The sequence below is a fragment of the Quadrisphaera sp. DSM 44207 genome, assembly GCF_900101335.1.
In the GTDB taxonomy this organism is placed as follows: Bacteria; Actinomycetota; Actinomycetes; order Actinomycetales; family Quadrisphaeraceae; genus DSM-44207.
In genome coordinates this window covers 119534-145813 of record NZ_FNKA01000002.1, presented here as the reverse complement: position 1 = coordinate 145813, position 26280 = coordinate 119534, and the positions used below count along the sequence as shown (strand labels likewise).

Sequence of the window (26280 nt, the reverse complement as noted above, 5' to 3'; positions counted from 1 at the left end):
TGGACACGGCGCGCACGGTGCAGGTCACCGTGCGCCGCTCGGTCGTCTCCACCATCAGGCGCGTTCGACCAACCACGCGGCTACCTGTCGGACGAACGCCGACAGGTCTCGCGCGGCGACCGGCACTGCAGCGGCGACGCGAGCGAGATCGACGCGGGCGTACTCGTGGACCAGGACGTTCCGCAGGCCGACAGCCGCTCATAACGAGGTGGCGAGATCGTTCCTGATGAGACCCGTCGTCGCTGCCTTGCTGATCGCGTCGCGGTACGTCGTCGGCGCTGTCGAACCCCGTGCGCTCACCACGTGACTGCACACCGACACGACGAGGTCGACGGCCTGGGTGAGGATCCGCTCGACCGCCAGCCGCGTGATGACGTCGGACCGCAACCGCTCGGCCGTGACGTCGCCGACGACTGCCAGTGCTTCGAGCAGCTCCCCCACCAGGCGCAGCTTGGCGTGAACGGTGGCGACGTCCACCGCCCGAGGGGTCATCCGGCGGCCATCCGCTCCAGGTCGAGGCGGCGCATCCACGCGGTCTCGTAGAACTCCAGCGCCGCCGCCATCTGGGTGCGCGCGAACAGACCGGGCTCGGCCTCGTGCAGCGGCACGACTCCGCTCAGGCCGTTGCGCCGCGCCGTGGGCGAGGCATCGTCGAGGACCATCACGTCGACGAGGTCGGTGCCCGTCAGGTCCAACAGGTCACCGACGAGGCCGAGCAGATCCGCGTCCGGAGCCAGCGACACCGCGATGTCGAGGTCGTGAGCGTGCTCGGCGTCGCGGACGGCGCTGCCGAACACCGTCATCAGCCGGACGCCGTGGAGCCGGCAGATGCGCTCGATCCGGCCGTCATCGGCGGCGGATCGCAACCGGGTGAACGCCTCAGCGATGCTCATCCGGTCACGATAGGGCTGCTCACCTCTGCGGCCGTGTCGGGCAGTCGCGCCTGCGTCAGGCGTCGGTGGGCACGGTGGTGCGGCTGGCCAGGTCGAGGACGACGCACTGGTGCAGGGCGCGGGCCGCGGACCTCGCGGTGGGCAGGTCCGTGTAGACCTCCGCGACGTCGATCGCCGTGTGGGTGCCCTCGACGGCGGCGTCGAGGACGCGGTCAGCACCGGCGAGCTCGCGCTGGTGGTGGCCGACGTAGCCGGCGAGGACCCCGACCAGTGCCGCCTGGCTGGTGGTGGGGACGACCTCCTCGGTGCCCGGGATGGCCACGGCGAACCCGTGGTCGAGGCGGGCGCGGCCGGAGCCGACGACCGCTCCCTCGTGCAGGGCGGCGTCCGCGACGGCGTGCAGGTCCAGCGTGGGAGACAGCATGGCGCGCTCCAGGACGGTCCCGAGCCCACCTCGTCCGAGGTGGACAGGACCATCGTCGCCGTCGGGTCCGACAGTTCCGCGCTGCAGGAGCGGCTTCCGCTCCTGCAGCACCTCGCCGTCTCAGCGCCCACGACCGGAAGCGAGGAGCACCTCCAGGCGGTCCACGGCCGCTCGCGGCTCCTCGTGCTCCCAGATCCGCACCGGCACCCATCCGGCGGCGCGGAGCTCGACGTCCGTGCGGGCGTCGCGCTCGCGGACGCTCGCGAGCTTGACCTCCCACCACTCGCGGTTGCGCTTCGGCACGGACAGGTGCTGCGGGCACGAGTGCCAGAAGCACCCGTCGACGAAGACCGCGATCCGCGCGCCGCGCAGCAGGACGTCGGCGCGTCGGCGCCTGCTGGTGCCTGCGGGTGTGGCGTCGACGAGGTAGCGGTGACCGCGCCGCCAGAGCTCCCGGCGCAGGGCGACTTCGGGCTGGGTGTCGCGGCGGCGGTTCGCCCTCATGGTGCGTGCCGCGGCCGGCGAGGAAGCGGCCGGCGCCGGCGGGACGACGATCGGACGCGTCGTCACGACGACGGCCTCGTCCATGCCGAGGACCGTAGGCGGGGGCTACGACAGCGGGTCGCCCCGGATCAGCTCATCGACTGCAGGAAGCCCAGAGCGCTCAGCGCCGCGGCTGCTCCCACGGCGAGTCGAACGGGCATAGGCATCCCGCCGCGGCGGCGGGCCCCGCGGGTTCGCGGCGCAGGAATGCCGGCGCGCCTTGTCGGTGCTGATCGACGCGGCCTGGACCGGGAAGCCCGGTGGGGCAGGCAGCGCGCAGGCACGCTCCCGGGCGAGGGGATGTGGCAGGTGGTCAGCTGCGCCGGGGACGCCGGGGCGCCGAGCGTCCGCTCCAGGTGCGCCGCGATGGTGGCGACGTCCGACGCCGTCAGCCGCTGCGGCAGCGCGCGACACCACGCGGCGACCGAGGAGCGGCCGAGCACGACGACGCCTCCTGTCACCGAGGCGGCCGGGAGGTCGTGCTGCACCAGGCACAGCACGCCGACGACCGCACTGCGGTGCGCTGGCTCCAGGAGCGCGGCGACTGCTGCCGTCGCATGTGCCACGGCCTCGCACTCCCGGCGCTGGGGATAGCGACCCCGCCACAGCACCTCGGACCTGATGGTGACCGGTCCCGACCAGTTCTTGGTGTCGATGACGAGTACGCCCGCTGGCCCGACCGCCACGTGGTCCAGGTTGGCCTTGGGACGGCCCGGCCAGTGGACGTCGTGGAGGAGCACCCACCCGCCGTCACGCAGCGCATCGAGCTCCGCGGCGACGAGCCGCTCGCCCTCGGCGCCAGCCTCCCAGTTCCGCAAGCGCTGGTGCAGCGCCTCGGCCTCGCGCTCCTCGGCCGCGATCTGGGCGCGCTTCTGCTCCAGCCTCTGCGCCAGCCGTCGCGCCTGCGCGTCGGCTCCCGCGCCAGCAGCCGTGACCACCTCCGTCTCATCGACGGAGTCGGACAGCTCGCCGTGGTCGTGAAGGCGCCAGCCGGTCCAGCACCCCGACGGCCGACTTGCCCTGCGCCGTCCGGGTGGTCGGACTCGTCAGGCCCGGTACGCGTGGGCGCGGTGGCTCACCGCTGTGACCGTGATGGTGCGGGTGTCCTCGTCGATGACGTAGAGCACCCGATAAGTCCCTCGGCGAGCGGACAGCGCCGGCGCCAACGGCGGCCGGAGCGTCTTGCCGACGCGGTAGGGGTTCTGGCGCAGGGGCCCGTTGATGAGCTCGTACACGGCCGCAGCCACGGGTTCGGGGAGCTCGTCGGAGAGGTCCCGTGCTGCCGACGAGGCCAGCTCGACGGAGTACGGCCCCTCCGCCGGCTGCTCGGTCACTGATCGCGCACGTCGTCCACGCCTGACGAAGGCTTTCGGTCGCGCACCACCTGCACCACATCTGCATCGACGACGTCACCGGCCGCCACCTCGGCCAGACCGGTCAGGTGGGCCCGCAGCAGGTCCTGGTCCGCCAGGACTGCGAGGGTCTCCTCCAGGGCGTCGAAGTCCTCCGCGCTGAGCAGCACAGCAGCACGGCGCCCGTTCCGGGTGATGTCGTAGCGCTCGTGCGTGGCCTGGGCCTCGTCGACCAGGCTCGACAACTGAGCACGGACTTCGGCCAGGGGCAGCGTGGTCATGTACAGAATTCTAGTCAGATCGTCGGCCCGCTACTAGCTCCTGATCGACGGCGACGAGCGCCTCGCATGGGTCGCCATGCGCGTGTTCTGCCTGCTGACCGGCCGGGACCTATCATTCTCTATCGCGGAGGCGATGGTCGTCGCCGTGGCCGCGGGCCAAGCCATGATCAGTCGGCAACCCCGCCGATCACGTCTGCGAGGTCGACCGTACTGAGGCGGTTCATGTCGGTGGGTCAGGACAAGCTGGGGACCGTGACCATAACCGAGACGCCTAGCCAACCCGACGCCTCATTACACCGATGGATTGACATCTTCCTGAAATCCTTCGCCGGTACCGTATTAGTGGCACTGGCCGCCCTCTGGTACTACGACGACGCGGCCGATCGCTACAAGGTCGCTGACGTCCATAACAAGGCCGCAGTGAACGCCCTCGCTCATGCTGTGGTCGAGGGTGGAGCAGATAGGGACAGCTACCCGAACCTTCCCGTGCTGCCGAGTTCCACGCCGGTATCGGCGGAGCGAGCGGAGGCAGCCGTTGCGGCTGATGCGGCCGTTGTCTCCTACCACCTCGACCGAGCCACGGAGGCGACCAACGACGGGCGACTTCTGGTTAGCGGTGCTGGAGCCACCGCACTCGTGGGGTTCGGCCTCCTCTATCCGCTTGTCTCAACAGTAGCGAGGGGCGGTGCGCATCGCGTGCGGGACTGGTGGCGGAGACGCAGAAGCCGGTGAGTCGAAAGGTCTCCTGCAACGAGGCGACGCAGTCGGCCTAGACCGCGCAGTCCGAAACCCCGCGCAGGCGCCGGTCGGCACGCCAAGGGCGACCAGCTCCTCCGGGCGCAAAGCCCATGCTGAGGTCCTCCACATGGCCCGGCCTCTCCTGTAAGGCATTGAGCCTCTGTCACTAGCGGCCCTCCTCGATGCTCCTCAACACCAATGCAGTGGCGGCGATTGAAGGGGTGCCCCGGGGGCAGAGGCGGAAGCGGGCAGGCTCGGGGCTGCTCTGGATGAGTCGGAATCATGCTTGTCGCTCTCGAGCGACGAGCAGGAATGCGACCGTGGCGATGACCCGTACGACGATGTTCGCGATCAAGACCGCGCTCGCCTCCTCCATGATCATGTAGACGACCTCGAGGATTGCGGTCGCGCCATGAAAAGCCGCAAAGGAGAGTGCGATCAGCCAGACAGCACTTGCATCGTGCATGCGCGGCACCGTGAGGGACAGCGCGCCGATCCCGAGTTCCGCGGCGGCCAAGAAGTACGAGAGCAGATACTCGTTGGATCTCATCGAGATGCCCACGATCGCAGGTATGGCCGCAGGAAGCACCACGAGCACGACCGCCGCAGCCAGCGTCACGACACCGTGCACGATGAAGATTATCCGTTCGATACTTCGTGCCACACCTGCAACATCTCATTCCCTAGTGAGACAGTCAAAGAGGCGTTGCCGGCGGCGTCGCGAGCTGCGCGCCCGGTGAGGGTATGAGGGCCTGCGTTCTTGACTGGCGGCGGCCAGAGCCGTCGGTGGTGCCCTTCAGAATCATGCGTGCTTCCTCACCGCGCCAGCCTCGACGTCCCCCGCTGCCTCGCACGGCGCATTGCGCGCCTGCTGGCGGCCCACCGGGTCAGGATCAGCACCCGTAGGCACCGCCGGGTGCTGCGGTACTTCGCCCAAGCGGTGCTGCTACTGCGATTCGTGCGTCAGCACACCGCGGTCACCGACCTAGCTCGAGACAACCACATCAGCCTGTCCAGCGCCTACCGCTACCTTCATGAAACGCTCGACGTCATCGCCGTCCAAGCCCTGAACCTCAGCGAGGTCATCAGCGAGGCGGTTCGCGCCGGACATGAACACCTGCTGCTCAACGGCACCCTGATCCCCCGCCGATCGCACCCGCGACCCCGGCCCAGGAGCCGATGGTTGGTACTCCGGTAAGCGTCGCCGCCACGGCGGCAACGTCCAGGTCATCTGCGACCCTGACGGACGACTGCTGTGGATGTCACCGGTCAAGCCCGACGGCACCCACGATCTGAACTGCACCCGCCGACACGCACTGCCCCTGCTCCACCTGGCTGCCCGCCAGGGTCTTCCCACACAGGCGGACAAGTTCTCGCCCCGGCCACCCTTGGGTGAAACTTCTACATCGACCCCACCGGGCCTTCGTCGAGCACGGCATCGCCCAACTCAAAATCCGCTAGCGAGCCCTGCATCGCATCACCCTATGCCCCTGGCGCATCACCGCGCTGACCGCCAGCGCGTGGGTACTAAGCATCTTGGAGGACCGCTACTGACAACGGCTCTTGAGGCCTGGCCCCGTATGCGACGGACAGCACCCACTACCCCAACTCACCCCGAAACCATCACCTCGCCCACATCACGCATCCAGCGCAGTTTGGACGCCCACGGACGCGGCCATGGACGACAGCGGCTCGGAGCCCGCCGGATCTGGTGGCGGGTGCCGTCCTGCCGCCGAGCCGGTCTGTCCCCTGATGCCCTACATCTGCTTCGAGCGGCGAACTTCACGTCTACCGTGATCCCTGCGGCCCGACAGGCTTCGTCCGTCTCCGACGGTCCTCGACACGCCTCCACCCGCACGAGTCGATTCGTGCTGCCCGGAGGACGTTCCCGTGTCACTGGTCCGCCTGTCCGCTGCCTCGTTGGCGTCGAGCGCTTCCGACGACTCCGTCATCGAGCAGATGATGCGCCAGATGCTGCACCGTGCAGGCCATGCCCCATCCGAGTCGGAGGTGCACTCCTGGGAGCGCAGCCTGCCCGTGCTGGCGGCAGACCTGCGTGACGCCGGTCTCGGGGACGTCGAGGTGCTACTGGAGCACCACCTGCCCCTGACGTCCAAGCGGGCCGACGTCATCCTCGCTGGAGCGCACCCGCAGACGGGGCAGGCGTCCTACGTCGTCGTCGAGTTCAAGCAGTGGTCACAGGCACGGCACTTCGAGGGCAACCCCGACCTGGTGGAGGTGCCCGGTGCTCCCGGCGGACCGAAGCTCCACCCCGTCACGCAGGTGACTGGGTACTGCGACTACCTCACAGACTTCCTCCGGGTTCTCGAGAACCATCCGGACGCCGTGGCCGGCGCGGCGTACCTCCACAACGCCACCGACCCGCTCGCCGTCCAAGACCTCTTCGACCGCCCCGTGGACACCCGAGGACGGCTCTTCATCGGTGCTGACCGCGGCGCCTTCCAGTCCTTCCTACGCAGCCGGCTCAGCACCGACGTCAAGGGAGCCCCGTTCGCCGACGAGCTGCTCAACTCCCCCGTAGCACCGTCCAAGCAGCTCCTGAAGCTCGCGGCCGACGAGGTCCGTGACCGCGAGCAGTTCCGGCTCCTCGCGGAGCAGGACGCCGCGGTCAAGCTGACGCTCCACACCGTCCGACGGGCACAGCAGGCCGACCGCAAGCGCGTCATCGTGGTCACCGGAGGTCCGGGCAGCGGCAAGAGCGTGATCGCGCTGTCCCTCCTCGGAGAGCTGGCGCGCCAGAACCGCACCGTCCTGCACGCCACGGGGTCGCGCTCGTTCACCCAGACCCTTCGCCGCGTCGCTGGCAACCGCTCGCCGCGGGTTCAGAAGGTGTTCAAGTACTTCAACCAGTTCATGGACGCCGAGAGGAACGCGCTCGACGTCCTCATCCTCGATGAGGCGCACCGCATCCGGCACACGTCCGCCAACCGGTACACCCGCGCGGAGCTGCGCACGGACAGGCCTCAGGTCGACGAGCTCATGGCCGCCGCCCGCGTGCCGGTGTTCCTCCTCGACGAGCACCAGGTCGTCCGCCCCGGCGAGATGGGATCCCTGGAGGAGATCACCCGGCACGCTGGCAAGCTGGGCTTGGACGTGCAGGTGATCGAGCTCGACGGGCAGTACCGATGCGGCGGCAGCGCCGAGTACCTGCGCTGGGTCGAGCGCCTCCTCGGCCTGGTCGAGGGAGGTCCGGTGACCTGGGACGGCGACCCTGCCTTCGACGTCCGGATCGCCGAGACGCCCGAGGAGATGGAGCAGTTCGTCGCCGCGCGCACGGCCGACGAGCGAGGTCCGTACAGCGGGCGGCTCTCCGCTGGCTACTGCTGGCCGTGGAGCGACCCGCGTCCCGACGGAACACTCGTCTCGGACGTGCAGATCGGCGCCTGGGCCAGGCCGTGGAACCTCAAGGGTGAGCGCCGGGTCGACGGCGCCCCTCCTGCCTCGCTGTGGGCGACCGAGGACGGCGGCTTCGGCCAGGTGGGGTGCGTCTACACGGCCCAGGGCTTCGAATACGACTGGAGCGGCGTCATCCTCGGTCCGGACCTGGTCTGGCGAGACGGACGCTTCGTCAGCGACCGGTCGGCCAACAGGGATCCGGACTTCCGCAGCCGGACCTCGGTGAGCGATGCCGACTTCGACCGCCTCGTGCGCAACGTCTACAAGGTGCTCCTCACCCGCGGGATGATCGGCACGGTCATCTACTCCACGGACGCCGAGACCCGAGAAGCGCTGCGCCAGCTCGTGGGACGGGGAACCGCCGACCAGCGCGAAGCAGGTCCCTGACGGTGCTGTGGATCAGACGCGGATCAAGGTGAAGCCCTCAGCGCCGACGAGCGCATCGAAGTCGCCGTCCTGGGAGACCACAGGCAGGCGGTGAGCCACGGCCGTGGCGGCGATCCACAGGTCGTTGACGCCGACCCGTCGCCCCGTCTCGGCCAGGTGCACGCGAAGACGCGCCCACTCCCCTGCGACCGCTGCGTCGATGCCGAAGGCCTTGACCGTCGACGCCGCCTCCAGCGTCGCCAGCCGGCGGGCGCGGACGCCGGTGTCGACGGCCGCCAGGACCCCTGCCCGCAGCTCCGCCAGGGTCACGACCGACAGGGCGCCCTCGTCAGGCAGGTTGCTCTCATCGAGGCCGCGGCCCGACTCGGTGGCGATGTAGACGGAGGTGTCGAGGAGACCCCTGGGCGCCGTCACGTCAGGGGTTCGAGGTCGTCGGTGGTGTCCCCGGCCAGTTCTGCGAGGTCCCGCCGCAGCCCCGCATCCGCCTGCACGGTGCGCAGCTGGCGGACGAGCTGCTCCCGCGACACCCACGCGCCAGGGCCGCTGTGAGGGAGCGGTACGAGCTGCGCGGCGGGACGTCCCCTGACGGTGATGACGATGTGCTCGCCGCCCTGCGCTCGTCGGATCACTGCGCTCGTGTCGTTGCGCAGCTCACGAGCCGCGATCTCCGTCATGGCGACGAGCGTAGCCGCGTCGTAGCCGCATGTCGCCCACGTCTACCTCGCTCGAGTCGGCGCAGCCCGCCGAGCAGGTCATGGATGCCGGCATCCGCCGGCGGCGGACGCTTCAGCGGCGCACCGGTCAGGCGCGGCCGCGGGCCATCGCGATCAGGCGGTCCAGGATCCGGGCGCCGTCCGCGCGCAGGCCGTTGTGCAGGTGCTCGTTCGTCAGCCACACCCGCGCCCCGCGCACCGCCCGCGCGGTCTCCAGGGAGAAGGTCGCCTCCACGTAGGGGTCCTCGGCGTAGACGGCCGCCGCAACCGGCACCTCGTTGACCGCGAGCTGCGCCGGGTCGTACAGCCGCGGCCACGGGTGGTCGGCCAGCAGCAGCGCCGCGTCGCGCAGCGGCGCGAGCGCCCCCACGTCGTCCAGCACCCACGGGTGCACGTGCTCGCCGAAGAGCAGCGAGGGGTCCTCGTCGAAGGCGGCGGGGCGCGTGCGGTCCGCCGACCACGCCGTCGTGGCGCCGTCGGCGTAGCAGGCCTCGTGCAGGACGGCGTACAGCGGGTTGCGCGCGAAGCCCATGAGGTCAGCGGCGTCGGCGCGGAACGCCGGGGAGTCCGCGGGCAGCTCCAGCAGCCCGTGCAGGCGGTCGGATCCGTCGCTCATGCCCAGGCCGTGCCCGGCGCTGCGGAACCGGCGGGCGGTCAGGAAGTCCCCGCCGGGCAGGGCGAGCGGCTCAGAAGACAGGCGCCGGTGCAGCGCCAGCACCCGCTCGCGGTCGCTGGGGCAGCGGGCGTAGTGGCGCTCGACCAGCTCGCGGTGGCGCGCCCAGGTGGCGGCGTAGACCTCGTCGGGGGAGCGCCCGACCGGCGGTAGGCCGCCGGTGACGTAGGCGGCGTCCAGCGACTCGAGGGCGATCGACAGGTAGGTCAGGGCGCAGAAGCCGCCGAAGGACTGCCCGAGCACGCTCCAGCGGCGCACTCCGAGCGCCTCCCGCACGGCCTCGGCGTCCCGAACGATGCTGTCGGCGCGGAAGCGGGTCAGGTGCTCTGCTTGCTGGGCCGGCGACATCCCCGGCAGGTCCCCGACCGGCGCCGAGCGGCCGGTGCCGCGCTGGTCGAGCATCAGCACCCGGTGGTCGGCGAGCGCCCGCTCCAGCCAGCCCGGTGACATCGGCGACCCGGTGGGGCGCGGCGCCTCATTGCCGGGGCCGCCCTGCAGGAACAGCAGGAACGGGCGGTCGAGGCCGTCGGGGTCGGCGACCTCGCGCGCGAAGACGGGGATCGACGGGCCGTCGGGGCGGTCGTGGTCCAGCGGCACCGGCACCTCGTGCTCGACGAGGACGAGGCCGGGGGTGCGGACGGTCACCGACGTGGTCGCGGGCACGCGCGCGAGCCTGCCACGCCCGGGCAGAGGGTCAGCGGACCATCAGCGGACGAGGAGCACCGACGGCCGGTCCGCCCACCCACGGTCAGCGGTGAGGACTGTCGTCCCGAGCCGGGCGCCGAGCGCCAGGCACAGCCGGTCCCCCAGCGACAGACCCGCCCCACGCTCCCACGAGGCCGCTGCCTCCTCAGCGTCCGCCTCGGTCACAGGCTCGACGGTGAGGGGGTAGCTGCGCAGGAGCGCACGGGCGAGCGGCCAGTCAGCTCCCGCTGCACGCACCTTCTGCGCCACTTCCGACCAGTTCGCCGCGCTGCAGCTGCCACCGGCACCCAGGTGCTCCTCGACGAGGTCCGCTCCCGGCTCACCCCGCAGGTACGCCAGCAGCGCGGACGCGTCGAAGACGCTCACCGGTCCTCGGCCTCGGCCGCGGCACGACGCTCGGCCAGCAGCTCGGCGACCACGTCGCTGCCGGACAAGTCGGAGCGCACCAGGTCGCGGAGCTCCTGCCGGGGCAGGAGGACGACGCCTCGGGGCGTCTCGACGAGGACCAGCGCGGTTCCTTCGCGCCAGCCGCGGCGGTCGCGCAGCTCCGCGGGCACGACCAGCCGGCCTCGGTCTCCCAGGCTGACGCTGTACGTCCCACTCATGTCGCGAAGGTACCACCGGAGCACTCGTTGTGGGCTGCGTGCCGCACCAACGCCGCGCGGTCGCGGGGCCGCATCGCGACGGCGACAGACTGGCCCCATGACGCAGCCCGTGGTGGAGGCCCCCGGCGGCTACGACGTCGCCGCCGTGCGGGCGCAGTTCCCGGCCCTGGCCGCCGGGGCGGCGCACTTCGACGGTCCCGGTGGCACGCAGGTCCCCCGCCAGGTCGCCGAAGCGGTCGCGGCGGCGATGCTGGCCCCGACCTCCAACCGCGGCACCCTCACGGCCGCCGCCCGCACCGCCGAGGCGACCGTGCAGGGCTGCCGCGCCGCGCTCGCGGACCTGCTGGGCGCCGACCCCAGCGGCGTGGTGCTCGGGCGCAGCGCCACCCAGCTGACCTTCGACGTCTCCCGCGCGCTGGCCGCGACCTGGACGCCGGGCGACGAGGTCGTCGTCACGCGCCTGGACCACGACGCCAACATCCGCCCCTGGGTGCTCGCCGCCGAGCGGGTCGGGGCGCGGGTGTGCTGGGTCGGCTTCGACCCCGCCACCGGCGAGCTGGCCCCCGAGCACCTGGCGCCGCAGCTGGGCGACCGCACTCGGCTCGTGGCGCTGCCGGGCGCGTCGAACCTCATCGGCACCCGCCCGGACCTGCCCGCCCTCACCGCCCTCGCCCACGACGCCGGCGCGCTGACGTGGGTGGACGGCGTCCACCTGAGCGCCCACGCGCCCGTGGACGTCGCCGCGCTCGGCGCGGACCTCTACGTCTGCTCCCCGTACAAGTTCCTCGGCCCGCACTGCGGGGCCCTGGCCGCCGCGCCCGCGCTGCTCGAGCGCCTGCACCCGGACAAGCTCGTGCCGTCGAGCGACGCCGTTCCCGAGCGCTTCGAGCTGGGGACGCTGCCGTACGAGCTGATGGCCGGCGCCACCGCCGCCGTGGACTTCCTCGCCGCCCTCGCCCCCGGCGAGGCGACGGCGCTGGGACGGCGCGCGCAGCTCCTCGCGTCGATGGCCGCGGTCGAGGCGCACGAGGACCGCCTGCGCGAGCGCCTCGAGGCCGGGCTGCGGGACCTGCCGGGCGTCGTCCTGCACTCGCGCGCCGCGCACCGCACGCCCACGCTGCTGATGACCTTCCCCGGGCTCGGCCCGGGTGCGGCGGGGGCGGCCGCCCGGCACCTCGCCGAGCGCGGCGTCAACGCCCCCGCCGGGCACTTCTACGCCCTCGAGGCGTCCCGCCACCTCGGGCTCGGCGATGCCGGCGGGCTGCGCGCCGGCCTCGCGCCCTACACCGACGACGCCGACGTCGACCGGCTGCTGGAGGGCCTGGCGGGCTTCCTGGCGGCCGCGGGCGCCTGAGCGGCCGCAGCCGGCGGACGGTCCGGCGGAAGAGCCACCGCTCCGCGACCGTTGCCTCAGGCATGTCCATCCGCGTGCCGCTGTCCGTGCTCGACCTCGCCTTCGTGCCGAAGGGAGGCAGCATCGGCGAGACGATCGCCGCCTCGGTGGCCCTCGCCCAGCGCGCGGAGGAGCTCGGCTACCGCCGGGTCTGGTACGCCGAGCACCACAACATGCCGAGCATCGCCTCCTCCGCGCCCGCGGTGCTGATCGCGCACGTCGCGGCGCACACCCGCTCCATCCGCCTCGGCGCGGGCGGGGTGATGCTGCCCAACCACGCGCCGCTGACGATCGCCGAGCAGTTCGGCACCCTGGCCGAGGTCCATCCCGGCCGCATCGACCTCGGCCTGGGCCGCGCGCCCGGCTCGGACCAGGCGACGTTCGCCGCGCTGCGCCGCGACCCCGCGGCGTCCGACGCGTTCCCCTCGGACGTCCTGGAGCTGCAGGCCTACCTCGCCGGCGACTCGCGGGTGCCGGGTGTGACCGCGGTGCCCGGCGCCGGCACCCGGGTGCCCCTGTACGTCCTGGGCTCCTCCCTCTTCGGCGCCGGCCTCGCCGCGGCGCTGGGCCTGCCGTACGCGTTCGCCTCCCACTTCGCGCCCGCGGCGCTGCACGACGCCGTCGCGCTCTACCGGCGCGAGTTCGCGCCGTCCGAGCAGCTGGAGCGCCCGTACGTGATCGCCGGCGTCAACGTGCTCGCCGCCGACACCGAGGACGACACCCGCGCGCAGCTGGTGCAGGTGCGCCGCCAGCGCGCCGTGGCCCTCTTCGGCCGCGGTCAGGACCTCTCCGACGAGCAGGCCGACGCGCTCCTGGACGCCGGCGCGGGCCGGCACGTGGACCGGATGCTCACCTGCACGGCGCTGGGCACCCCGGACCAGGTGGGCGAGCAGCTGGACGACTTCGCCGTCCGCGCCGACGCCGACGAGCTCATCACCGCCCACGCCTCCCCCACCGCCGAGGCGCGGCTGCGCTCGCTGAGCCTGCTGGGCGAGGCGGCGCGCTCGGTCCCCGCCTGAGCGCTGCGGGAGCCGGCCTCAGCCCGGGACCACGACCTCGACGTCCGAACCGCGCAGCGCCCGCTCGAGGCGGCGGTCGACGGTGAGCAGCGCCGTGCCGAGCCGTCGCGCCAGGGCGACGTACAGGCCGTCCCGCACCGCGACGTCCGCCCGCGGCCCCCAGGCCTCAGCGAGCAGGGGGCCGCAGGCGTACCGGGTGATCGGCGCGTCGCGCAGCACGGTCAGGCGCCGCCCCACCGCAGGCTCCTCGTCGGGATCCGCACGCGCCAGGCGCGCCAGCGCCGACAGCACCTCGGCGTCCACGTGCGCAGGAGCGCTCACGGCTCTCGACGCGACGACGGCCGCGACCTGCGTGCCGGCTGGGGTCTGCCGCAGCATCTCGACGGCAGCGCTGGCGTCGAGCACAGGGCTCATCCGCCGGTGGGTCCGCTGGAGGGGTCGCCGTCCGGAGGGCTGTCCGGATCGCCGTCCCGGCGACCGAGGCGCACCAGCTCGGCGCTGTCGAGGGAGGAGCGCACGGGAGGCAGGTCGGCCAGCTGCGCACGCCACTCGGCCACGGACGGACGTCGCACCGACTGGGTGAGCACCTCGATCACGTGGGCCCGGAGGCTCTGTCCCGCAGCGGCGGCACGCTCGCGCAGCAGGGCGTGGACGTCGGGAGGGACGTCGCGCACGTTGAGGTCCACGACCGGCATGGTAGCGGTTCGATACCATGCCGCGCCGTGCGCAGCGACGGCTGCCCCGTCCGCACCGCCGCCCGTCGGTGTCGGTCCTGGTCCTTCCGCCCGTGGTGGGCGATGATGTGATCACGCCGGCGGGAGGTCGCCGGGCGGCGATCGGAGGCGTCGTGGCCGTTCAGGAACGACTGACCCTGCGCAACCTCTACCTGTCCTGGTCTGCCTGGTCACGCTCGTCATCGCCCTGTTCGCCGCCGTCAGCCTGGTGCGCAGCGCGGTCTCGCTGGCCTATCCCGACCCCGGGTACTACGGCGTGCCCGCGCCGGGTGAGGACTCCGGCCTCAGCGAGGAGGAGCTCACCCGCCAGGAGGAGCTGGCCCGCGAGTCGCAGCGCCGCCAGGCGGTGCTGGCGGCGGGTGCAGGCCGAGCTGCCGCAGGCGGCCGCCCGGTGAGCGTCACGCCCGCAGCAGCCCCGGCCCGCTCGAACCGGCCGGGTGCTGCAGCAGCGGCGCCCGGCCCTCGCGCCACGCCCGCAGCACCGGCGCGAGGGCCCGCCACGCCTCCTCGGACTCCTCCGCGCTGACCGACACGCGGCTGCCGCCGGAGAGGACGTCGGCGAGCACCGTGCTGTAGGCCCGCCGCTCGGCGGAGACCCGCGGGTCGCCGCCGGGGCCGTCGAGGTCGATCCACAGCCGCCCGCCCTGCGCGCCGGGCGCGGACGCGCCGTTCCGGAAGTGCACGAGCACGCCCTTGCGCCCGGCGGCGAGCGCCTTGCCCGTGCGCAGGGCGAACCGGGTGCCCGCCCACCGCGGCGCGTCGACCTCGAGGACGACCTCGGCGTAGGTCTCGGTGCCGCGGGCGGGGTCCACGCCCTCCTCGGCGGCGTAGTCGGGCACCCGCCGTCCGAGCGCACCGCCGGCGCCGGCCAGCCGCCCGGCGGTGTAGCGGGCCCGGCGCGTCCACGCGTCCGGAGCGAGCCCGGCCGGAGGCCGCACGGCGCGCAGCAGCGCGAGCTTGGCCGCGTGCAGGGCGGCGTCGTCGTCGCCCTCCGGCGGCTCCATCGCGGTGAGCACGAGCACCTGCAGCAGGTGGTTCTGCACGATGTCCTTCAGCGCGCCGGCGCGGTCGTAGAAGTCCGCTCGGCCCTCCAGGCCGATCACCTCCTCCCACAGCACCTCCACGCGCTCGATCGCCGTGCCGTGCCACACCTGCGCCAGCGCGCCGCCGGGCAGTCGCGCGGCGAGCAGGTCCTGCACGCCGGGCATGGCCAGGGCGTGGTCGGTGCGGAAGACCGCGCCGTCCGCCTGCCCGGGGCCCGCGAGATCCGCGGTGACGTCGGCGAGCAGGGCGTTGAGCGCGACGGCGCCCTGCAGGTCCTCCCCGAACGGCTTCTCCACCGCGATGCGGCTGCCGGCCGGCAGGCCCGCCCGCCCCAGGGCGCGGATCGCCGCCGGGAACGCCGTCGGCGGCAGCGCGAGGTAGGCCGCCACCGGCGCGGCCCCGCCGTCCCCACCGGCCCCGCCGTCCCCACCGACGTCGTCGTCCGGGCCGGACGTCGCGGTGCGCACCGCGGCGGCGACGGTCCCGACGTCGTCGAGGTCGACCCGCGCGTACCGCACCCGCTCCAGCAGCGCCGTCCGCGCCTCCTCGGGCACGTCCGCGGCGTGCTCGGCGAGGCGCGCACCCACGTGCGCGCGGAAGGCGTCGTCGTCGAGGTCCTGCGGCGCGGCGCCGACGACGCGCAGGCCGGCCGGCAGCTGCCCGTCGGCGCTCGAGCGGGCGAGGGCGGGCAGGAGGAACCGCCCGGCGAGGTCGCCGGTGGCGCCGAGCAGGAGGAGGCGGGTGATCACAGCGGTCTCCGCATCGTCGGATCGTCGGATCGTCGGATCGCCGGGCCGCCGCTCACCGGCGCCGGCGGCGCGCCAGCCACTGCCCGAGCACGACCCCGAGGACCTTCTCCGACGCCGCCATCACGTGCGTGTACCCGCCCGGCGCCACCCGGGACAGCAGGTCCGGCCCCTTGGCGGTCAGCCCGACCAGCACCCGCGGCCTGCGGTGCTCCACCGCCCTGAGGACCTTCTCCGCGACCTGCTCCGGCTCCAGGGTCAGCACCCGGTCGAAGACCGCCTTGATCGCCTCCGCCTCCTGCGCCGGCACGCCGGTGCCGGGGGTGGCGTCGCGAGCGATGCGCGTCTTCGTCCCACCCGGGTGCACGCTGGTCACCCCGATCCCGGCCGGGCGCAGCTCCGCGCGCAGCGCGTCGGTGAACCCGCGCACCGCGAACTTCGAGGTGCAGTACGCGATCGCGCGCGGCACCGCGGCCAGGCCGAAGACGCTGGAGACGTTGGCGACGTGCGAGCCCGGGGAGGCCTTCAGCGCCGGCAGCAGCGCGTGCGTCAGGTGCACGGGAGCGCGCAGGTTCACGTCCATCACCTCCCAGAACTCCTCCAGGGCGTTCTGGTCCAGGCGGCCCATCAGCGCCACCCCGGCGCAGTTGACGAGCAGCGAGATCCGCGGGTGCTCGGCCAGCACCGCGCCCGCCGTCGCGGCCGTCGCCTCGCGGTCGGCGAGGTCGACGAGGTGGGTGCGCACCGGCACGCCCGGGTGCCGGGCACCCAGCTCGGCCTCCACGCGCGCCAGGCGCTCGGGCACGCGGTCGATGAGCACCAGCCCGCTCCCCCGCGCGGCGAGCGCGTGCGCCAGCGCCCGCCCGATCCCGCTGCCGGCTCCGGTGACGACGGCCGTCCCGCCCGCGAACACGAAGTCCTTCATCCCGTCATCCTGGGCGGACGCCGCCCGGACGGCGCGCCGGAGCCGCCGGCGCCCGCTGGGCCGGTGCGGGGAGCGGGCGGGAACACCCGGCGTCCGGCGGGGGTTGCCCGAAGGCTGCCCCGGTCCGGAGGCGGCCCGTCGCCGGGACGAGACCCGGCCGCCGTGTTCGAAGTGGACCGCTCCGCCGTGTCGCTCGCCCCGTACCGCTCCGTCGTCTCGCGCCCCGGCGTCCCGGGGCTGCTGCTCGTCTCCCTGCTCACGCGCCTGCCCATCGCCGCGGCGCCGGTGGTGCTGACCCTGCACGTCGTGCAGGACCTGCACCGCGGCTTCGCCGCCGCCGGCCTGATCGGCGCCGCCTTCGCCGTCGGCGGAGCGATCGGCGCGCCCCTGCTCGGCCGCGGCCTGGACCGGCTGGGGCTGCGCCCGGTGCTGGTGGCGACCACGCTCGTCGAGGGCGCCTTCTGGTGCGCCGCGCCGCACCTGGGCTTCCCGGCGCTGCTGGCCGCGGCGTTCACCGGCGGGCTGCTGGCGATCCCGATCTACTCCCTGACCCGGCAGGCGCTGGCCGCGATGCTGCCGCTCGAGCAGCGCCAGGCGGCGTTCTCCCTGGACTCCATGGGCGTCGAGCTCTCCTTCGCCCTGGGCCCCGCGGCCGGCATCTGGCTGCTGACCGCCACCGACGCGAGCACGGCGCTGCTCACGGTCGCCGTCACCGTCGTCACGGGCGGGCTGGCGCTGCTGGTGCTGGACCCGCCGGTGCGCGCGGACGCCGCGCTCGTCGCCGCTCCCGGGTCCGCGCCCGCGGCCCGGGTGCCGGCGCGCGCGGAGCTGCGGTGGCTGACCGCGCCGGTGCTCGCGGTGCTCGTCGTCACGTTCGCCTCGACGTTCACCGTCATCGGCACCGAGACGGCGATCACCGCCGTCCTGACGCAGACGGACGGCGTGGAGCACCTCGGCCTCGTCTACGCGATCTGGTGCCTGGCCTCGCTGGTCGGCGGCTTCGTCGTCGGCGCCAGCGGGCGGCACGTCCCCCCGGTGCTCCTCCTCCTCCTGCTCGCCGTCACCGCCCTGCCCGTGGCGCTCGCGGACGGCTGGGTCTCCCTCGCGCTGCTCGTGGTCCCGACCGGGCTGTTCTGCGCGCCGGTGATGTCGGCGACCGCCGACGTCCTGACCCGCACCACGCCGGTCGGCGTCCGCGGTCTCGCGCTGGGGTTCCACAGCTCCGCGCTGACCGTCGGCAGCGCCGTCGGGGCGCCGCTGACCGGTCTCGTCGCCGACACCGCCGACCCGCGGCTCGGCTTCGTCGCCGTCGGCGTCGTGGGCCTGGCCCTGGCCGCGCTCGCCGCCGTCCTCGGCCGCGTCGGCCGCGGCGAGCGGGTCGAGGCGGAGGCCGGGTCGGCGCTCGAGTCGGCGCTCGAGTCGGCGCTCGAGTCGGCGCCCGAGCCGGTGGCGGCCGGCGGACGGGCGGCCTGACCGCGCCTGGGCGCGACCGGTCGCAGCGCCTCAGCGGGCCTCCTGCGGCGCGCGCGCCGGTGAGGCAGCGGGTGCGGGCGTGAACCGCAGGCCGTCGGTCAGCCGCGCCGAGCGCAGCACCCGCCGGTCGTTCAGGTGGCTCTGCTGCACCCGCCACGGCTGTGCGGGGCCCTGCTGGGGCAGGGCGGCGATGCCGCGGGCGACGTAGCCGGAGCGCAGGGCGATCAGCGGCGCCAGTCCCGCCGCCGGCGCCGGCCCCGGCGTGACGACGGCGCACCCGGGCGCGTCGAGGCGGTCGAGCAGCCGGCACACCGCGGCGCTGACGAGGTCGACCCGCAGCGTCCAGGAGGCGTGGGTGTACCCGAAGGTGAACGCGAAGTCGGGAACGCCGGACAGCATCATCCCCCGCCACGCGACGGTGCGGGCGAGGTCGACGTCCTGCCCGTCGACGCTCAGCGCCATGCCGCCCAGGGCGAGCAGCTCCAGGCCCGTGGCGGTGACGACGACGTCCGCGGCGAGCTCGCGCCCGGACGCCAGGCGCACGCCGTTCGCGGTCAGGGTCTCGATCCGGTCGGTGACCACGCCGGCGCGTCCCTCGCGCAGCGCGGCGAACAGGTCGCCGTCCGGGACGACGCACAGCCGCTGGTCCCACGGCGCGTAGGACGGCGTGAAGTGGGTCGCGACGTCGAAGCCGGCGGGCAGCTGCGCGGCGAGGCGGCGCAGCAGCACGCGGCCGACCGCGCGCGGGGCGACGCGCGCGGCGCGGTAGGAGGCCGCAGTGAGCAGCGCGCTCTTCCACCGCACGGCGGCCGCGGCGGCCCGCGGCGGCAGCGCGCGGCGCAGCCGGTCGGCGACCGGGTCGCGCGAGGGCAGCGAGGCGACCCAGCTCGGGGAGCGCTGCAGCATCGTCACGTGCGCCGCCTCCCGGGCGAGCGCGGGCACGAGGGTCACCGCGGTGGCGCCGCTGCCGATCACGACGACGCGCCGGCCGGTGAGGTCGAGGTCCTCGGGCCAGAGCTGGGGGTGCACGAGGCGGCCGCGGAAGGCGTCGGCGCCGGGCAGGTCGGGCGCGTACCCGTGCTCGTAGCGGAAGTAGCCGGTGCAGGCGTGCAGGAAGCGGCAGGTGAGGGTGACCGTCGTGCCGGGGGCGACGCCGGGGCCGGTGCGCTCGGCCTGCACCGTCCAGCGCGCCCGCTCGCTCGACCACGACGCGCGCACCACCCGGTGCCCGTAGCGGATCGCGCCCTCGACGCCGTGCTCGCGGGCGGTGTCGGCGAGGTAGCGCAGGATCGCGGCGCCGTCCGCGAGCGTCGTGCCGTCCCGCCACGGGCGGAAGCCGTAGCCGTAGGTGGCCATGTCGGAGTCGGAGCGCACGCCGGGGTAGCGGAACAGGTCCCACGTGCCGCCGAGGCGCTCGCGGGCCTCGAGGACGGCGAGCGTCGTGCCGGGCCGCCGCGCCCGCAGGGTGGCGGCAGCGCCGATGCCGGACAGGCCCGCACCGATGACGAGGACGTCGAGGTGCTCGGGTGCCACGGCAGGGGTCAACGGCAGGGGTCAACGGACGCCGCGGGCCGGCGCTTGCACGCCGCGGCTCACGCGCGCTGGCCCGCCGTCCCGGCCCCGACGCCGGAGGGGTCGTGCTCCGCGCGCAGCACGGCGATGGCGGCCTCGAAGTCCTCGAGGGAGTCGAACGCCTGGTACACCGACGCGTAGCGCAGGTAGGCGACCTCGTCGAGCGCCCGCAGCGGGGTCAGGACGGCGACCCCGACGTCGTGGGACTCCACCTCCGCCCTGCCCGAGGCGCGGATCGACTCCTCGACTTGCTGGGCCAGCAGCTTCAGCTGGTCCTCGGTGACCGGGCGGCCCTGGCACGCCTTGCGCACCCCGGAGATGACCTTCTCGCGGCTGAACGGCTCCACGACGCCGGAGCGCTTGATCACCGTCAGGCTCGCGGTCTCCGCCGTGGAGAAGCGGCGCTGGCAGTTCGGGCACTGGCGCCGGCGGCGGATCGCGGTGCCGTCGTCCGAGGTGCGCGAGTCGATGACGCGCGTGTCGGGGTGCTTGCAGAACGGGCAGTGCACGGGGGTCCGTCCTCTCGCACGCTCGGCGGGCGGGATCCGCGCAGGACCACCGCGTCGTGCTCCACGCTAGAGGCGCGGTGACTGCGCGTGCAACGACCCCTGCGCCACGGGAGCGGCGCAGGGGTCGTCGTCGCGGGGTGGCGGGAGGCGCTGGCGTCAGGCCGCGGGATCAGGCCGTGGCGTCGGCGGTGGCGCGCTGCACGGAGACGTCGAGGGAGAGCGGGCTCGCGAGCGTCTGGTAGACGACGCAGTAGCGCTCGGTGAGCTTCAGCAGGGTGTCGAGCTGGTCCTGCTCGGCGTCGGTGTCGAGGCGGAACTGCACCCGGATGTCGCGGAATCCCACGGGGGCGTCCTTGGCGACGCCGAGGGTGCCGCGGAAGTCCAGGTCGCCCTCGACGTGCACCTCGCCGCCGCGGATCGGGATCTCCAGGCTCGTGGCGACCGCGTTGAGCGTCACGCCGGCGCACGCGGCCAGGGCCTGCAGCAGCATGTCGCCCGAGCACAGGGACGCGCCGTCCCCGCCCGTCATCGGGTGCAGGCCGGCCTTGGCGAGCGCGCGCCCGGTCTGCACCGAGCACGTGACGCCCTCGGTGAGGCTGCCGTCGGCGGTCAAGGTGATCACCGCGGACTCCGGGTCGCCCTTGTACTTGTCCTTCAGGGGGGCCTGCATCTCGCGCAGCTGGGAACGGTCCATCACACGAGGCTACGCCGCGGCGGAACGGCGACGCGGGCGCCGTCCTCGGCCACGACGACGTCCGGGTGCACGGCGCGGGCCTGCTCGCCCAGCGCGCCGACGTCGGCGTAGCGGGAGGAGAAGTGGGTGAGCACCAGGCGGCGGGCGCCCGCCGCGGCGGCGATCTCACCGGCCTGGCGACTGGTCAGGTGGGCGTGGGCGGCGGCGAGGTCGGCGTCCGCGGCGGCGAACGTGGACTCGATCACGAGCAGGTCCGCGTCGCGGGCGAGCGCGCGGGCGCCGTCGCAGACGCGGGTGTCCATCACGAAGGCGAACCGCTGGCCCGGCCGCGGAGCGCTGACCTCCTCCAGGCGCACCTGCCCGTCCGGGGTGGCCAGGACGCCCTCGCGCTGGAGGCGGCCGACGTCCGGGCCGGTGACGCCGCGGGCGGCGAGCGCGTCGGGCAGCATGCGGCGCCCGTCGGGCTCGACGAGGCGGTAGCCGATCGCGGGCACCCGGTGGTCGAGGGCGGCGGCCTCGAGGGCGCCGCCGGCGAAGCGGAGCACGGGGCCGTCGGTGCTGATCGGCACGGGGCGCGCGAGGGCGGCGCCGTGCGCGGCGGCGCCGAGCAGGTGGGCGACGTACGGCCCGGCCGCCTCGGGGAAGAGCAGCGGGACGGGCTGGGTTCCGCCGTCCAGCGCTCTGCGCTGCAGGACGCCGGGCAGGCCGAGGCAGTGGTCGCCGTGGGCGTGGGTGATCGCGATGGCGTCGACGTCGGACGCCGCGACGCCCGCGAGCGTCATCTGCCGCTGCGTGCCCTCGCCGGGGTCGAGGAGCAGGCCGGCGCCGTCCCAGCGCAGCAGGTACCCGTTGTGGTTGCGCGTGCGGGTGGGCACCTGGGACGCCGTCCCGAGGACGACGAGCTCGCGGGCCGGCACCCCGGCGACGCCACCCCGCTCCCCACCCCCTCCCCCGTCGTGATCATGCAGTTCCGGCTCGGGGGCGGGCGCGCGCTGCGCGGCCGGCGTCAGAACAGCTCGTCCTGCTCCGCGTCGTCCAGGCCGGGCAGGTCGCGCACCGGCGGCGCCGGCAGGTCCCCGGCCGGCGTGCCGGGGGTGCGCGGGCGCAGCCGGTACCGCTGCCGCCGGTCGTCGTGGACGACGTCCCCGGCGGTCTTCAGCCGCGCCAGCCCGTGCCCGATGCGCGTGTCGAGGACGGCGAGCTCCGCCGGCGGCAGCCGCTCGGCGTAGGCGCGGGCGAGGGCCGAGCGCAGGTCGGCGCGCCGCAGCCCGAGCGGGTGGGCGGCGAGCAGGTCGAGGACGTCGCGCTGCAGCGCCGCGTCCGGAACGCTGCCGCCGCAGGGCCCGGCGCGCAGGACGAGCTCCTCCTGGTCAGGCACTCCCCCATCGTCCACGGCGCCCCGGCGGCTGCCAAGCACGTCAGCCGGGAAGAGCGCGCGCGTCCCGGCGGGCCGTCCTCGTCGGAGCGGTGCCACGCGGAGGCGCTGCCCGCCCGCGCCGACGGCACCCACGACCCCGACGCCCACGCCCGCCGCCGCCTGACCCTGACCACCGACCGCACCGGGATAGTGCTCGTGCGCGGGCAGCTCGACCCGGTGGCCGGACGGCGCCGGAGGGCCCCGGCGCGAGCGGGCAGCGCCCGGGTCGGCCACGGCTCGGCGGGGCGCCCCGCTGCACCGGCAGGCGAGCCTCGCCCTGCGCGACGAGCGCACCCGGGGCAGCGGCGCGCCGACGCCCTCGGCGTCCGCTCAGGACGTTCTAGCCGTTGCCGTTCCCGGCGCTGTTGCCGTTCCCACCACCGCTGTCGCCTCCGCCGTTCCCGTTGCCGTTCCCGTTGCCGCCGCTGTTGCCACCGCTGTTGCCGTTACCGCTGCCACCGCCGTTGCCGCTGCTCGGCGCAGGAGCGGAGGTCTCCGGCGCCGGCGCGGGCGCGGGGTCACCGGTCGGCTCCGGCTCGGGTGCAGGCTCAGGTGCGGGCTCGACGGCGGCCGACTCCGACTCCGGCTCGGGTCCGGGCTCCGGCTGCGGGGCGGGCGTGGCCTCGGCGTCCTCGGCCGGCTCGGGAGCCGGTGACGGCTCGACGGCCGCAGCCTCCTGGTCACCGGCGGGCGCGGGCGCAGGCTGGGAGCCCACCGCGCCGCTCGAGCTCCCCGGTGCGCTGCCACCCGCGGCGGCACCCGGTCCGGAGCTCGCGGTGGCGGATGCCGCGGTGCCGGCTCCTGCGCCGGCCGAGCCACCGCTCCCCGCAGCGGCGCCCGGACTGCCCGTGGCACCCGCGCCGCCCGCTGCACCCGCGCCTCCCCTGACCACGGGCGGCGCCCCGGGCGGCGTGACGAAGGGCACCGCCGCGGTCGGCCTCCCCTCTCGAGCCGTCGGAGGCTCGACGGAGGGGGAGATCGGCGTCGCCGCACCGTCCGGCCCGGCGGCACGGCCCACCAGGCCCCCGGGCGTGAACAGCGGCACGGGGGCGGGCGGGTAGATCGGCGGGTCGCTGGCAGCCGCTGACCGCGCCGGCGCGGTCAGGAGGAGCGTGACCGCGAGGAGGGACAGAGCGGCGCCGACGAGCGCGGTGCCGATGGCCGAGGAGCCCTCGTGCAGGTGCGCCCAGTCCAGGCCCCCGCGTGCGGCGGCGACGACCCCGACGGCGAGCAGAGGCACGCCGAGCACCAGCAGGCCGACGCCCGCGTGCGCTGCGAGCGTCAGCACCACGGCGAGGACGACGTCGCCCACGACGGCGACGGCGACGATCGCGGCGCGCCGCCCGTCGCGCCGTCCAGGAGCGGGCGCGCTGCCGCTGGTGGTCGGCGGGGTCCGGCGCAGGTCAGGCAGTGGAGGCACAGCCGTCCGTCCTGGTCGGGGAACCCTCCTACTGCACTGCCGTTCGCGGGTTCGTGCAAGTCAGGGGCCCGCGCCGTGGACGCCGTGGACGGCGCGGGTAGTCACCCGCGTGCGGCGCCGCCGTGGTCGGCGAGCGCGCGGTCGACCTGCTCCGCCGTCGGGATCGACGGCACCGCCCCCCGCACCTGCACGCTCAGCGCCCCGGCGACCACGGCCCGCCGGACGGCGTCCGCGAGCGGCGCCCCCTGCGCCAGGGCGGCGGCCAGCACCCCCGTGCAGGTGTCCCCCGCGCCGGTGGTGTCGACGACGTCCACGACGGGCGCGGGCACCCGGCCCTCCTCCGCGGTCCGGCGGGCGTGCAGCGCACCGGCCCCGCCGAGGGTGACGACCACGGCGGGCACGCGCTGGAGCAGGTGCCGGGCCGTCGCACCGACGTCGCCGCCGGCACCGGAGGCGCCCGCGAGCTCGGCCGCCTCGTGCTCGTTGACGACGAGGACGTCGACGAGGCCGAGCAGCTCGTCCGGCAGCGGCCGGGCCGGGGCGGCGTTGAGCACGACCGCCGTGCCGGCCCCCTGCGCCGCCCGCGCGCCGGCGAGCACGCCCTCGAGCGGCACCTCCAGCTGGGCGACGAGGACCCGGGCCGTAGCGATCGCCTCCGCGTCGCGGCCGGTCAGCCCGGTGAGCGTCGCGTTCGCCCCCGGTGCGACGACGATGGCGTTGTCGCCGTCGTCCTGCACCGCGATGTGCGCAGTGCCGGTCGGGACGTCGACCCGCCGCACCAGGGCGGCTGAGACGCCGTGCTCGGTGAGCACGGCCGCCAGCGCGGAGCCGGCCTCGTCCTGGCCCAGCGCGGCGAGGAAGGCGGTGCGCGCGCCGGCGCGGGTCGCGGCGACCGCCTGGTTCAGGCCCTTGCCGCCCGGGTAGCGCGCCGTCGAGCGGGCGAGCACGGTCTCCCCCGCGGCTGGCACGCGCTCGACCGCGAGGACGACGTCCGCGTTGGCGCTGCCCAGGACGACGACGTCGGGGGCGCTGGCGGGTGCGGGGTGCTCGGTCACGGTGCGGCGGAGCCTGGACGCCCGGACGCCCTGCGTCAAGCGCACCACCTGCGGCAGCGACCCACGGCAGCGACCCGCACGAGCGGTCCGCGCGTAGGCTCGACGCCCCGCCGGCGCTCCCGCGCGCCGTCCGCCCCGCCCCCAGGGACCACCACCTCGATGACCTCGCTCCCCCGCTCCGGCGCCTCGCCGCTGACCGGCGAGGCGCCCGCCGTCCGCCGCGCCCTGACCCTGCTCGGCGAGCTGCTCACCGGCGCGAGCGGCACCACCACCACGGCCAGCGGCTTCCTGGAGGCGTGCCTGCACCAGCCGCACACCTCCCTCGTCGTGGAGCAGGTGGAGCTGACGAACACCCGCGCGGTCTCGGTCGGGGCGGCGCTCGCCGACCTGGTCGCCGTCCACGGCGCCGCGCTGGGGCCGGTGCGGGACGACGAGGCGCCCACGTGGGGGCGCATCGACCTCGGCGACGAGCACCTGTCGGTGCCGACGTCCGCGGCGGCCTTCTTCCCGGCCGGCACCGCGGCGGGCGCGGACGTCGTCGTCCAGCTGCTCGAGCACGACTTCGAGCCGGAGCCGGCGTCCCTGCGGGTGCTGACCCGGCCCGCCGACCACGCCGCGGCGCGGGAGGTCGCCGACGCCCTGCTGGCCACCGCGCGCCGCGACAAGGGCTTCTTCCGCGGCCGGGTGCTGCACGCCAGCGCCCGGCTGCCGCTGGAGCTGGAGCCGACGACGCTGGCGGAGGGCAGCCGCGAGGACCTCGTGCTGCCCGAGGCGGTGTGGGCGGAGGTCGACGTCAACGTGGCGGCGCTGACCAGCCGCGCGCCCGTGATGCGCGACCTCGGGCTGGGCACCAACCGGGGCATCCTGCTCGCCGGGCCGCCCGGGGTGGGCAAGAGCGCGCTCAGCCGCGTGGTCGCCCGCGAGCTGGCCGGCGCCTTCACGGTGATCATCGTGGACGCCGCGGCCGCCACGACGGTGCTGCGGCAGGTCTACCGCGAGACAGCGGACCTCGGCCCCTGCGTGGTGGTCCTCGAGGACGTCGACCTCTACCTCGGCGACCGCCGCGCCGGGGCCCGCGGGACGGCGCTGGCCGACCTGCTCGCCGTCCTCGACGGCACCGAGCCGTACACCGACGTCCTGACCATCGCCTCCACCAACGACCCGGCCGCCCTCGACGCCGCCGTGACGCGCTCGGCGCGCTTCGACGCCGTCGTGCACCTGGCGCCGCCGGACCGGGCCGCGTGCGCGCGGATCCTGCACCGCTACCTGGGCGGCGCGTCCGGCCCGACGGCGGGCGTCGACGTGACGGCGGTCGCGGCGGTGCTGCCCGCGGGGATCACCGGCGCGGACCTGCGCGAGGTCGTGCGCCGCGCGGTGCTCGCCCACGGGCGGGAGCTGACGACCGAGCGCCTGCAGCGGGTGGTCGCCGAGGGCCGCTGGCAGCCGGGGCCGCTGACGGGCAGCTACCTGTAGCGCTGCCCGACGCCGCCCGCCGCACCGCCGACTCGTGGCCCGCGGACGGCGCCCCTAGTGTCGCTGCCACGACCT

31 protein-coding genes and 1 pseudogene are annotated in these 26280 nt (G+C 74.9%); 8 read left to right on the top strand and 24 right to left on the bottom strand.

The window, feature by feature from the left end; translation table 11 throughout:
- Window positions 1–54: 54 nt before the first annotated feature.
- The 7 genes and pseudogenes from BLS82_RS16345 to BLS82_RS06775 form a co-directional block, all read right to left on the bottom strand.
- Window positions 55–441, bottom strand: a pseudogene (locus tag BLS82_RS16345) (DUF86 domain-containing protein).
- 47 nt (window positions 442–488) lie between these two features.
- Window positions 489–893: a hypothetical protein gene (locus tag BLS82_RS15640; RefSeq protein ID WP_092863208.1), complete on the bottom strand. Its 405-nt coding sequence runs from the start codon at window positions 891–893 to the stop codon at window positions 489–491.
- A 55-nt stretch (window positions 894–948) separates the two neighbouring features.
- Complete coding sequence (locus BLS82_RS06795; RefSeq protein WP_092863205.1) at window positions 949–1317, bottom strand: hypothetical protein; 369 nt, start codon at window positions 1315–1317, stop codon at window positions 949–951.
- Between the two features lie 120 nt (window positions 1318–1437).
- The gene (locus tag BLS82_RS06790) at window positions 1438–1905 is read right to left on the bottom strand and encodes a very short patch repair endonuclease (protein ID WP_218123689.1); all 468 of its coding nucleotides are present in this window, start codon (window positions 1903–1905) and stop codon (window positions 1438–1440) included.
- Between the two features lie 44 nt (window positions 1906–1949).
- Window positions 1950–2798: a nuclease-related domain-containing protein gene (locus BLS82_RS06785; protein WP_176818973.1), complete on the bottom strand. Its 849-nt coding sequence runs from the start codon at window positions 2796–2798 to the stop codon at window positions 1950–1952.
- Between the two features lie 108 nt (window positions 2799–2906).
- On the bottom strand, window positions 2907–3194 hold the full coding sequence (locus tag BLS82_RS06780; RefSeq protein ID WP_218123688.1) for a type II toxin-antitoxin system RelE family toxin: 288 nt from the start codon (window positions 3192–3194) through the stop codon (window positions 2907–2909).
- Entirely contained in the window at window positions 3191–3493 is a 303-nt protein-coding gene (locus BLS82_RS06775; RefSeq protein ID WP_176818972.1) for a type II toxin-antitoxin system Phd/YefM family antitoxin, read from the bottom strand. The genes BLS82_RS06780 and BLS82_RS06775 overlap by 4 nt, the downstream gene beginning before the upstream one ends.
- A gap of 252 nt (window positions 3494–3745) precedes the next feature.
- Between BLS82_RS06775 and BLS82_RS15270 the strand changes: the two genes are divergently transcribed.
- Window positions 3746–4225 (top strand): hypothetical protein, encoded by a 480-nt coding sequence (locus BLS82_RS15270; RefSeq protein WP_143028769.1) that lies wholly within the window; start codon window positions 3746–3748, stop codon window positions 4223–4225.
- Between the two features lie 286 nt (window positions 4226–4511).
- Here BLS82_RS15270 and BLS82_RS06770 read toward each other — a convergent pair whose 3' ends face one another.
- Window positions 4512–4862 carry a hypothetical protein gene (locus BLS82_RS06770; RefSeq protein ID WP_143028768.1) on the bottom strand — a complete coding sequence of 117 codons (351 nt, stop codon included), beginning with the start codon at window positions 4860–4862 and terminating at the stop codon, window positions 4512–4514.
- A gap of 285 nt (window positions 4863–5147) precedes the next feature.
- Here BLS82_RS06770 and BLS82_RS16745 point away from each other — a divergent pair, with 285 nt between their 5' ends.
- From BLS82_RS16745 to BLS82_RS06755, 3 genes are read left to right on the top strand one after another with little or no spacing between them, the layout of a single operon-like run.
- Window positions 5148–5429, top strand: coding sequence for a hypothetical protein (locus tag BLS82_RS16745; RefSeq protein WP_092863193.1), 282 nt, complete (start codon window positions 5148–5150; stop codon window positions 5427–5429).
- Window positions 5430–5460: 31 nt separating this feature from the next.
- Window positions 5461–6291 (top strand): hypothetical protein, encoded by an 831-nt coding sequence (locus BLS82_RS16740; RefSeq protein ID WP_369811066.1) that lies wholly within the window; start codon window positions 5461–5463, stop codon window positions 6289–6291.
- Window positions 6182–8035, top strand: coding sequence for a DNA/RNA helicase domain-containing protein (locus tag BLS82_RS06755; RefSeq protein WP_369811065.1), 1854 nt, complete (start codon window positions 6182–6184; stop codon window positions 8033–8035). Before BLS82_RS16740 ends, BLS82_RS06755 begins: the two co-directional genes overlap by 110 nt.
- 12 nt (window positions 8036–8047) lie before the next feature.
- Here the strand turns inward: BLS82_RS06755 and BLS82_RS06750 are convergent, their stop codons facing one another.
- The 5 genes from BLS82_RS06750 to BLS82_RS06730 form a co-directional block, all read right to left on the bottom strand.
- The gene (locus BLS82_RS06750; protein WP_092863184.1) at window positions 8048–8449 is read right to left on the bottom strand and encodes a type II toxin-antitoxin system VapC family toxin; all 402 of its coding nucleotides are present in this window, start codon (window positions 8447–8449) and stop codon (window positions 8048–8050) included.
- Window positions 8446–8709 carry a type II toxin-antitoxin system Phd/YefM family antitoxin gene (locus tag BLS82_RS06745; protein WP_092863181.1) on the bottom strand — a complete coding sequence of 88 codons (264 nt, stop codon included), beginning with the start codon at window positions 8707–8709 and terminating at the stop codon, window positions 8446–8448. The genes BLS82_RS06750 and BLS82_RS06745 overlap by 4 nt, the downstream gene beginning before the upstream one ends.
- A 127-nt stretch (window positions 8710–8836) precedes the next feature.
- Window positions 8837–10084, bottom strand: a complete 1248-nt coding sequence (locus BLS82_RS06740; protein ID WP_218123686.1) for an alpha/beta fold hydrolase — start codon at window positions 10082–10084, stop codon at window positions 8837–8839.
- Window positions 10085–10126: 42 nt separating this feature from the next.
- Window positions 10127–10492: a type II toxin-antitoxin system VapC family toxin gene (locus BLS82_RS06735; protein WP_092863178.1), complete on the bottom strand. Its 366-nt coding sequence runs from the start codon at window positions 10490–10492 to the stop codon at window positions 10127–10129.
- The gene (locus BLS82_RS06730) at window positions 10489–10731 is read right to left on the bottom strand and encodes an AbrB/MazE/SpoVT family DNA-binding domain-containing protein (protein ID WP_092864907.1); all 243 of its coding nucleotides are present in this window, start codon (window positions 10729–10731) and stop codon (window positions 10489–10491) included. The genes BLS82_RS06735 and BLS82_RS06730 overlap by 4 nt, the downstream gene beginning before the upstream one ends.
- A 97-nt stretch (window positions 10732–10828) precedes the next feature.
- Between BLS82_RS06730 and BLS82_RS06725 the strand changes: the two genes are divergently transcribed.
- Window positions 10829–12085: a cysteine desulfurase-like protein gene (locus BLS82_RS06725; protein ID WP_092863175.1), complete on the top strand. Its 1257-nt coding sequence runs from the start codon at window positions 10829–10831 to the stop codon at window positions 12083–12085.
- Window positions 12086–12153: 68 nt separating this feature from the next.
- A complete protein-coding gene (locus tag BLS82_RS06720; RefSeq protein WP_092864904.1) occupies window positions 12154–13143 on the top strand; it encodes an LLM class flavin-dependent oxidoreductase in 990 nt (329 codons plus the stop codon).
- Window positions 13144–13161: 18 nt separating this feature from the next.
- Here the strand turns inward: BLS82_RS06720 and BLS82_RS06715 are convergent, their stop codons facing one another.
- From BLS82_RS06715 to BLS82_RS06700, 4 genes are all read right to left on the bottom strand, one after another.
- Window positions 13162–13557 (bottom strand): type II toxin-antitoxin system VapC family toxin, encoded by a 396-nt coding sequence (locus tag BLS82_RS06715; protein WP_092863172.1) that lies wholly within the window; start codon window positions 13555–13557, stop codon window positions 13162–13164.
- Complete coding sequence (locus tag BLS82_RS06710; protein ID WP_092863169.1) at window positions 13554–13829, bottom strand: FitA-like ribbon-helix-helix domain-containing protein; 276 nt, start codon at window positions 13827–13829, stop codon at window positions 13554–13556. The genes BLS82_RS06715 and BLS82_RS06710 overlap by 4 nt, the downstream gene beginning before the upstream one ends.
- A gap of 446 nt (window positions 13830–14275) precedes the next feature.
- Window positions 14276–15670: a glucose-6-phosphate dehydrogenase gene (locus BLS82_RS06705; protein WP_092863166.1), complete on the bottom strand. Its 1395-nt coding sequence runs from the start codon at window positions 15668–15670 to the stop codon at window positions 14276–14278.
- A gap of 52 nt (window positions 15671–15722) precedes the next feature.
- Window positions 15723–16592 (bottom strand): SDR family NAD(P)-dependent oxidoreductase, encoded by an 870-nt coding sequence (locus BLS82_RS06700; protein WP_092864901.1) that lies wholly within the window; start codon window positions 16590–16592, stop codon window positions 15723–15725.
- 162 nt (window positions 16593–16754) lie between these two features.
- Here BLS82_RS06700 and BLS82_RS06695 point away from each other — a divergent pair, with 162 nt between their 5' ends.
- Complete coding sequence (locus BLS82_RS06695; protein ID WP_176818971.1) at window positions 16755–18065, top strand: MFS transporter; 1311 nt, start codon at window positions 16755–16757, stop codon at window positions 18063–18065.
- Window positions 18066–18095: 30 nt separating this feature from the next.
- Here BLS82_RS06695 and BLS82_RS06690 read toward each other — a convergent pair whose 3' ends face one another.
- The 7 genes from BLS82_RS06690 to BLS82_RS06660 all read right to left on the bottom strand — a co-directional run bounded on the left by BLS82_RS06690 (window position 18096) and on the right by BLS82_RS06660 (window position 24732).
- Entirely contained in the window at window positions 18096–19598 is a 1503-nt protein-coding gene (locus tag BLS82_RS06690) for a flavin-containing monooxygenase (protein ID WP_092863160.1), read from the bottom strand.
- Between the two features lie 59 nt (window positions 19599–19657).
- The gene (gene nrdR / locus BLS82_RS06685) at window positions 19658–20146 is read right to left on the bottom strand and encodes a transcriptional regulator NrdR (RefSeq protein WP_092863157.1); all 489 of its coding nucleotides are present in this window, start codon (window positions 20144–20146) and stop codon (window positions 19658–19660) included.
- A 169-nt stretch (window positions 20147–20315) separates the two neighbouring features.
- On the bottom strand, window positions 20316–20840 hold the full coding sequence (locus BLS82_RS06680; protein ID WP_092863154.1) for an OsmC family protein: 525 nt from the start codon (window positions 20838–20840) through the stop codon (window positions 20316–20318).
- Window positions 20840–21757, bottom strand: a complete 918-nt coding sequence (locus BLS82_RS06675; RefSeq protein WP_092863151.1) for a ribonuclease Z — start codon at window positions 21755–21757, stop codon at window positions 20840–20842. Before BLS82_RS06675 ends, BLS82_RS06680 begins: the two co-directional genes overlap by 1 nt.
- An 89-nt stretch (window positions 21758–21846) precedes the next feature.
- The gene (locus tag BLS82_RS06670) at window positions 21847–22218 is read right to left on the bottom strand and encodes a hypothetical protein (RefSeq protein ID WP_092863148.1); all 372 of its coding nucleotides are present in this window, start codon (window positions 22216–22218) and stop codon (window positions 21847–21849) included.
- A gap of 379 nt (window positions 22219–22597) precedes the next feature.
- Entirely contained in the window at window positions 22598–23677 is a 1080-nt protein-coding gene (locus BLS82_RS06665) for a hypothetical protein (protein ID WP_092863145.1), read from the bottom strand.
- Between the two features lie 101 nt (window positions 23678–23778).
- Window positions 23779–24732 carry a ribokinase gene (locus tag BLS82_RS06660; protein ID WP_092864898.1) on the bottom strand — a complete coding sequence of 318 codons (954 nt, stop codon included), beginning with the start codon at window positions 24730–24732 and terminating at the stop codon, window positions 23779–23781.
- Between the two features lie 159 nt (window positions 24733–24891).
- Here BLS82_RS06660 and BLS82_RS06655 point away from each other — a divergent pair, with 159 nt between their 5' ends.
- Window positions 24892–26205: an ATP-binding protein gene (locus tag BLS82_RS06655; RefSeq protein WP_092863142.1), complete on the top strand. Its 1314-nt coding sequence runs from the start codon at window positions 24892–24894 to the stop codon at window positions 26203–26205.
- Window positions 26206–26280 lie beyond the last annotated feature (75 nt).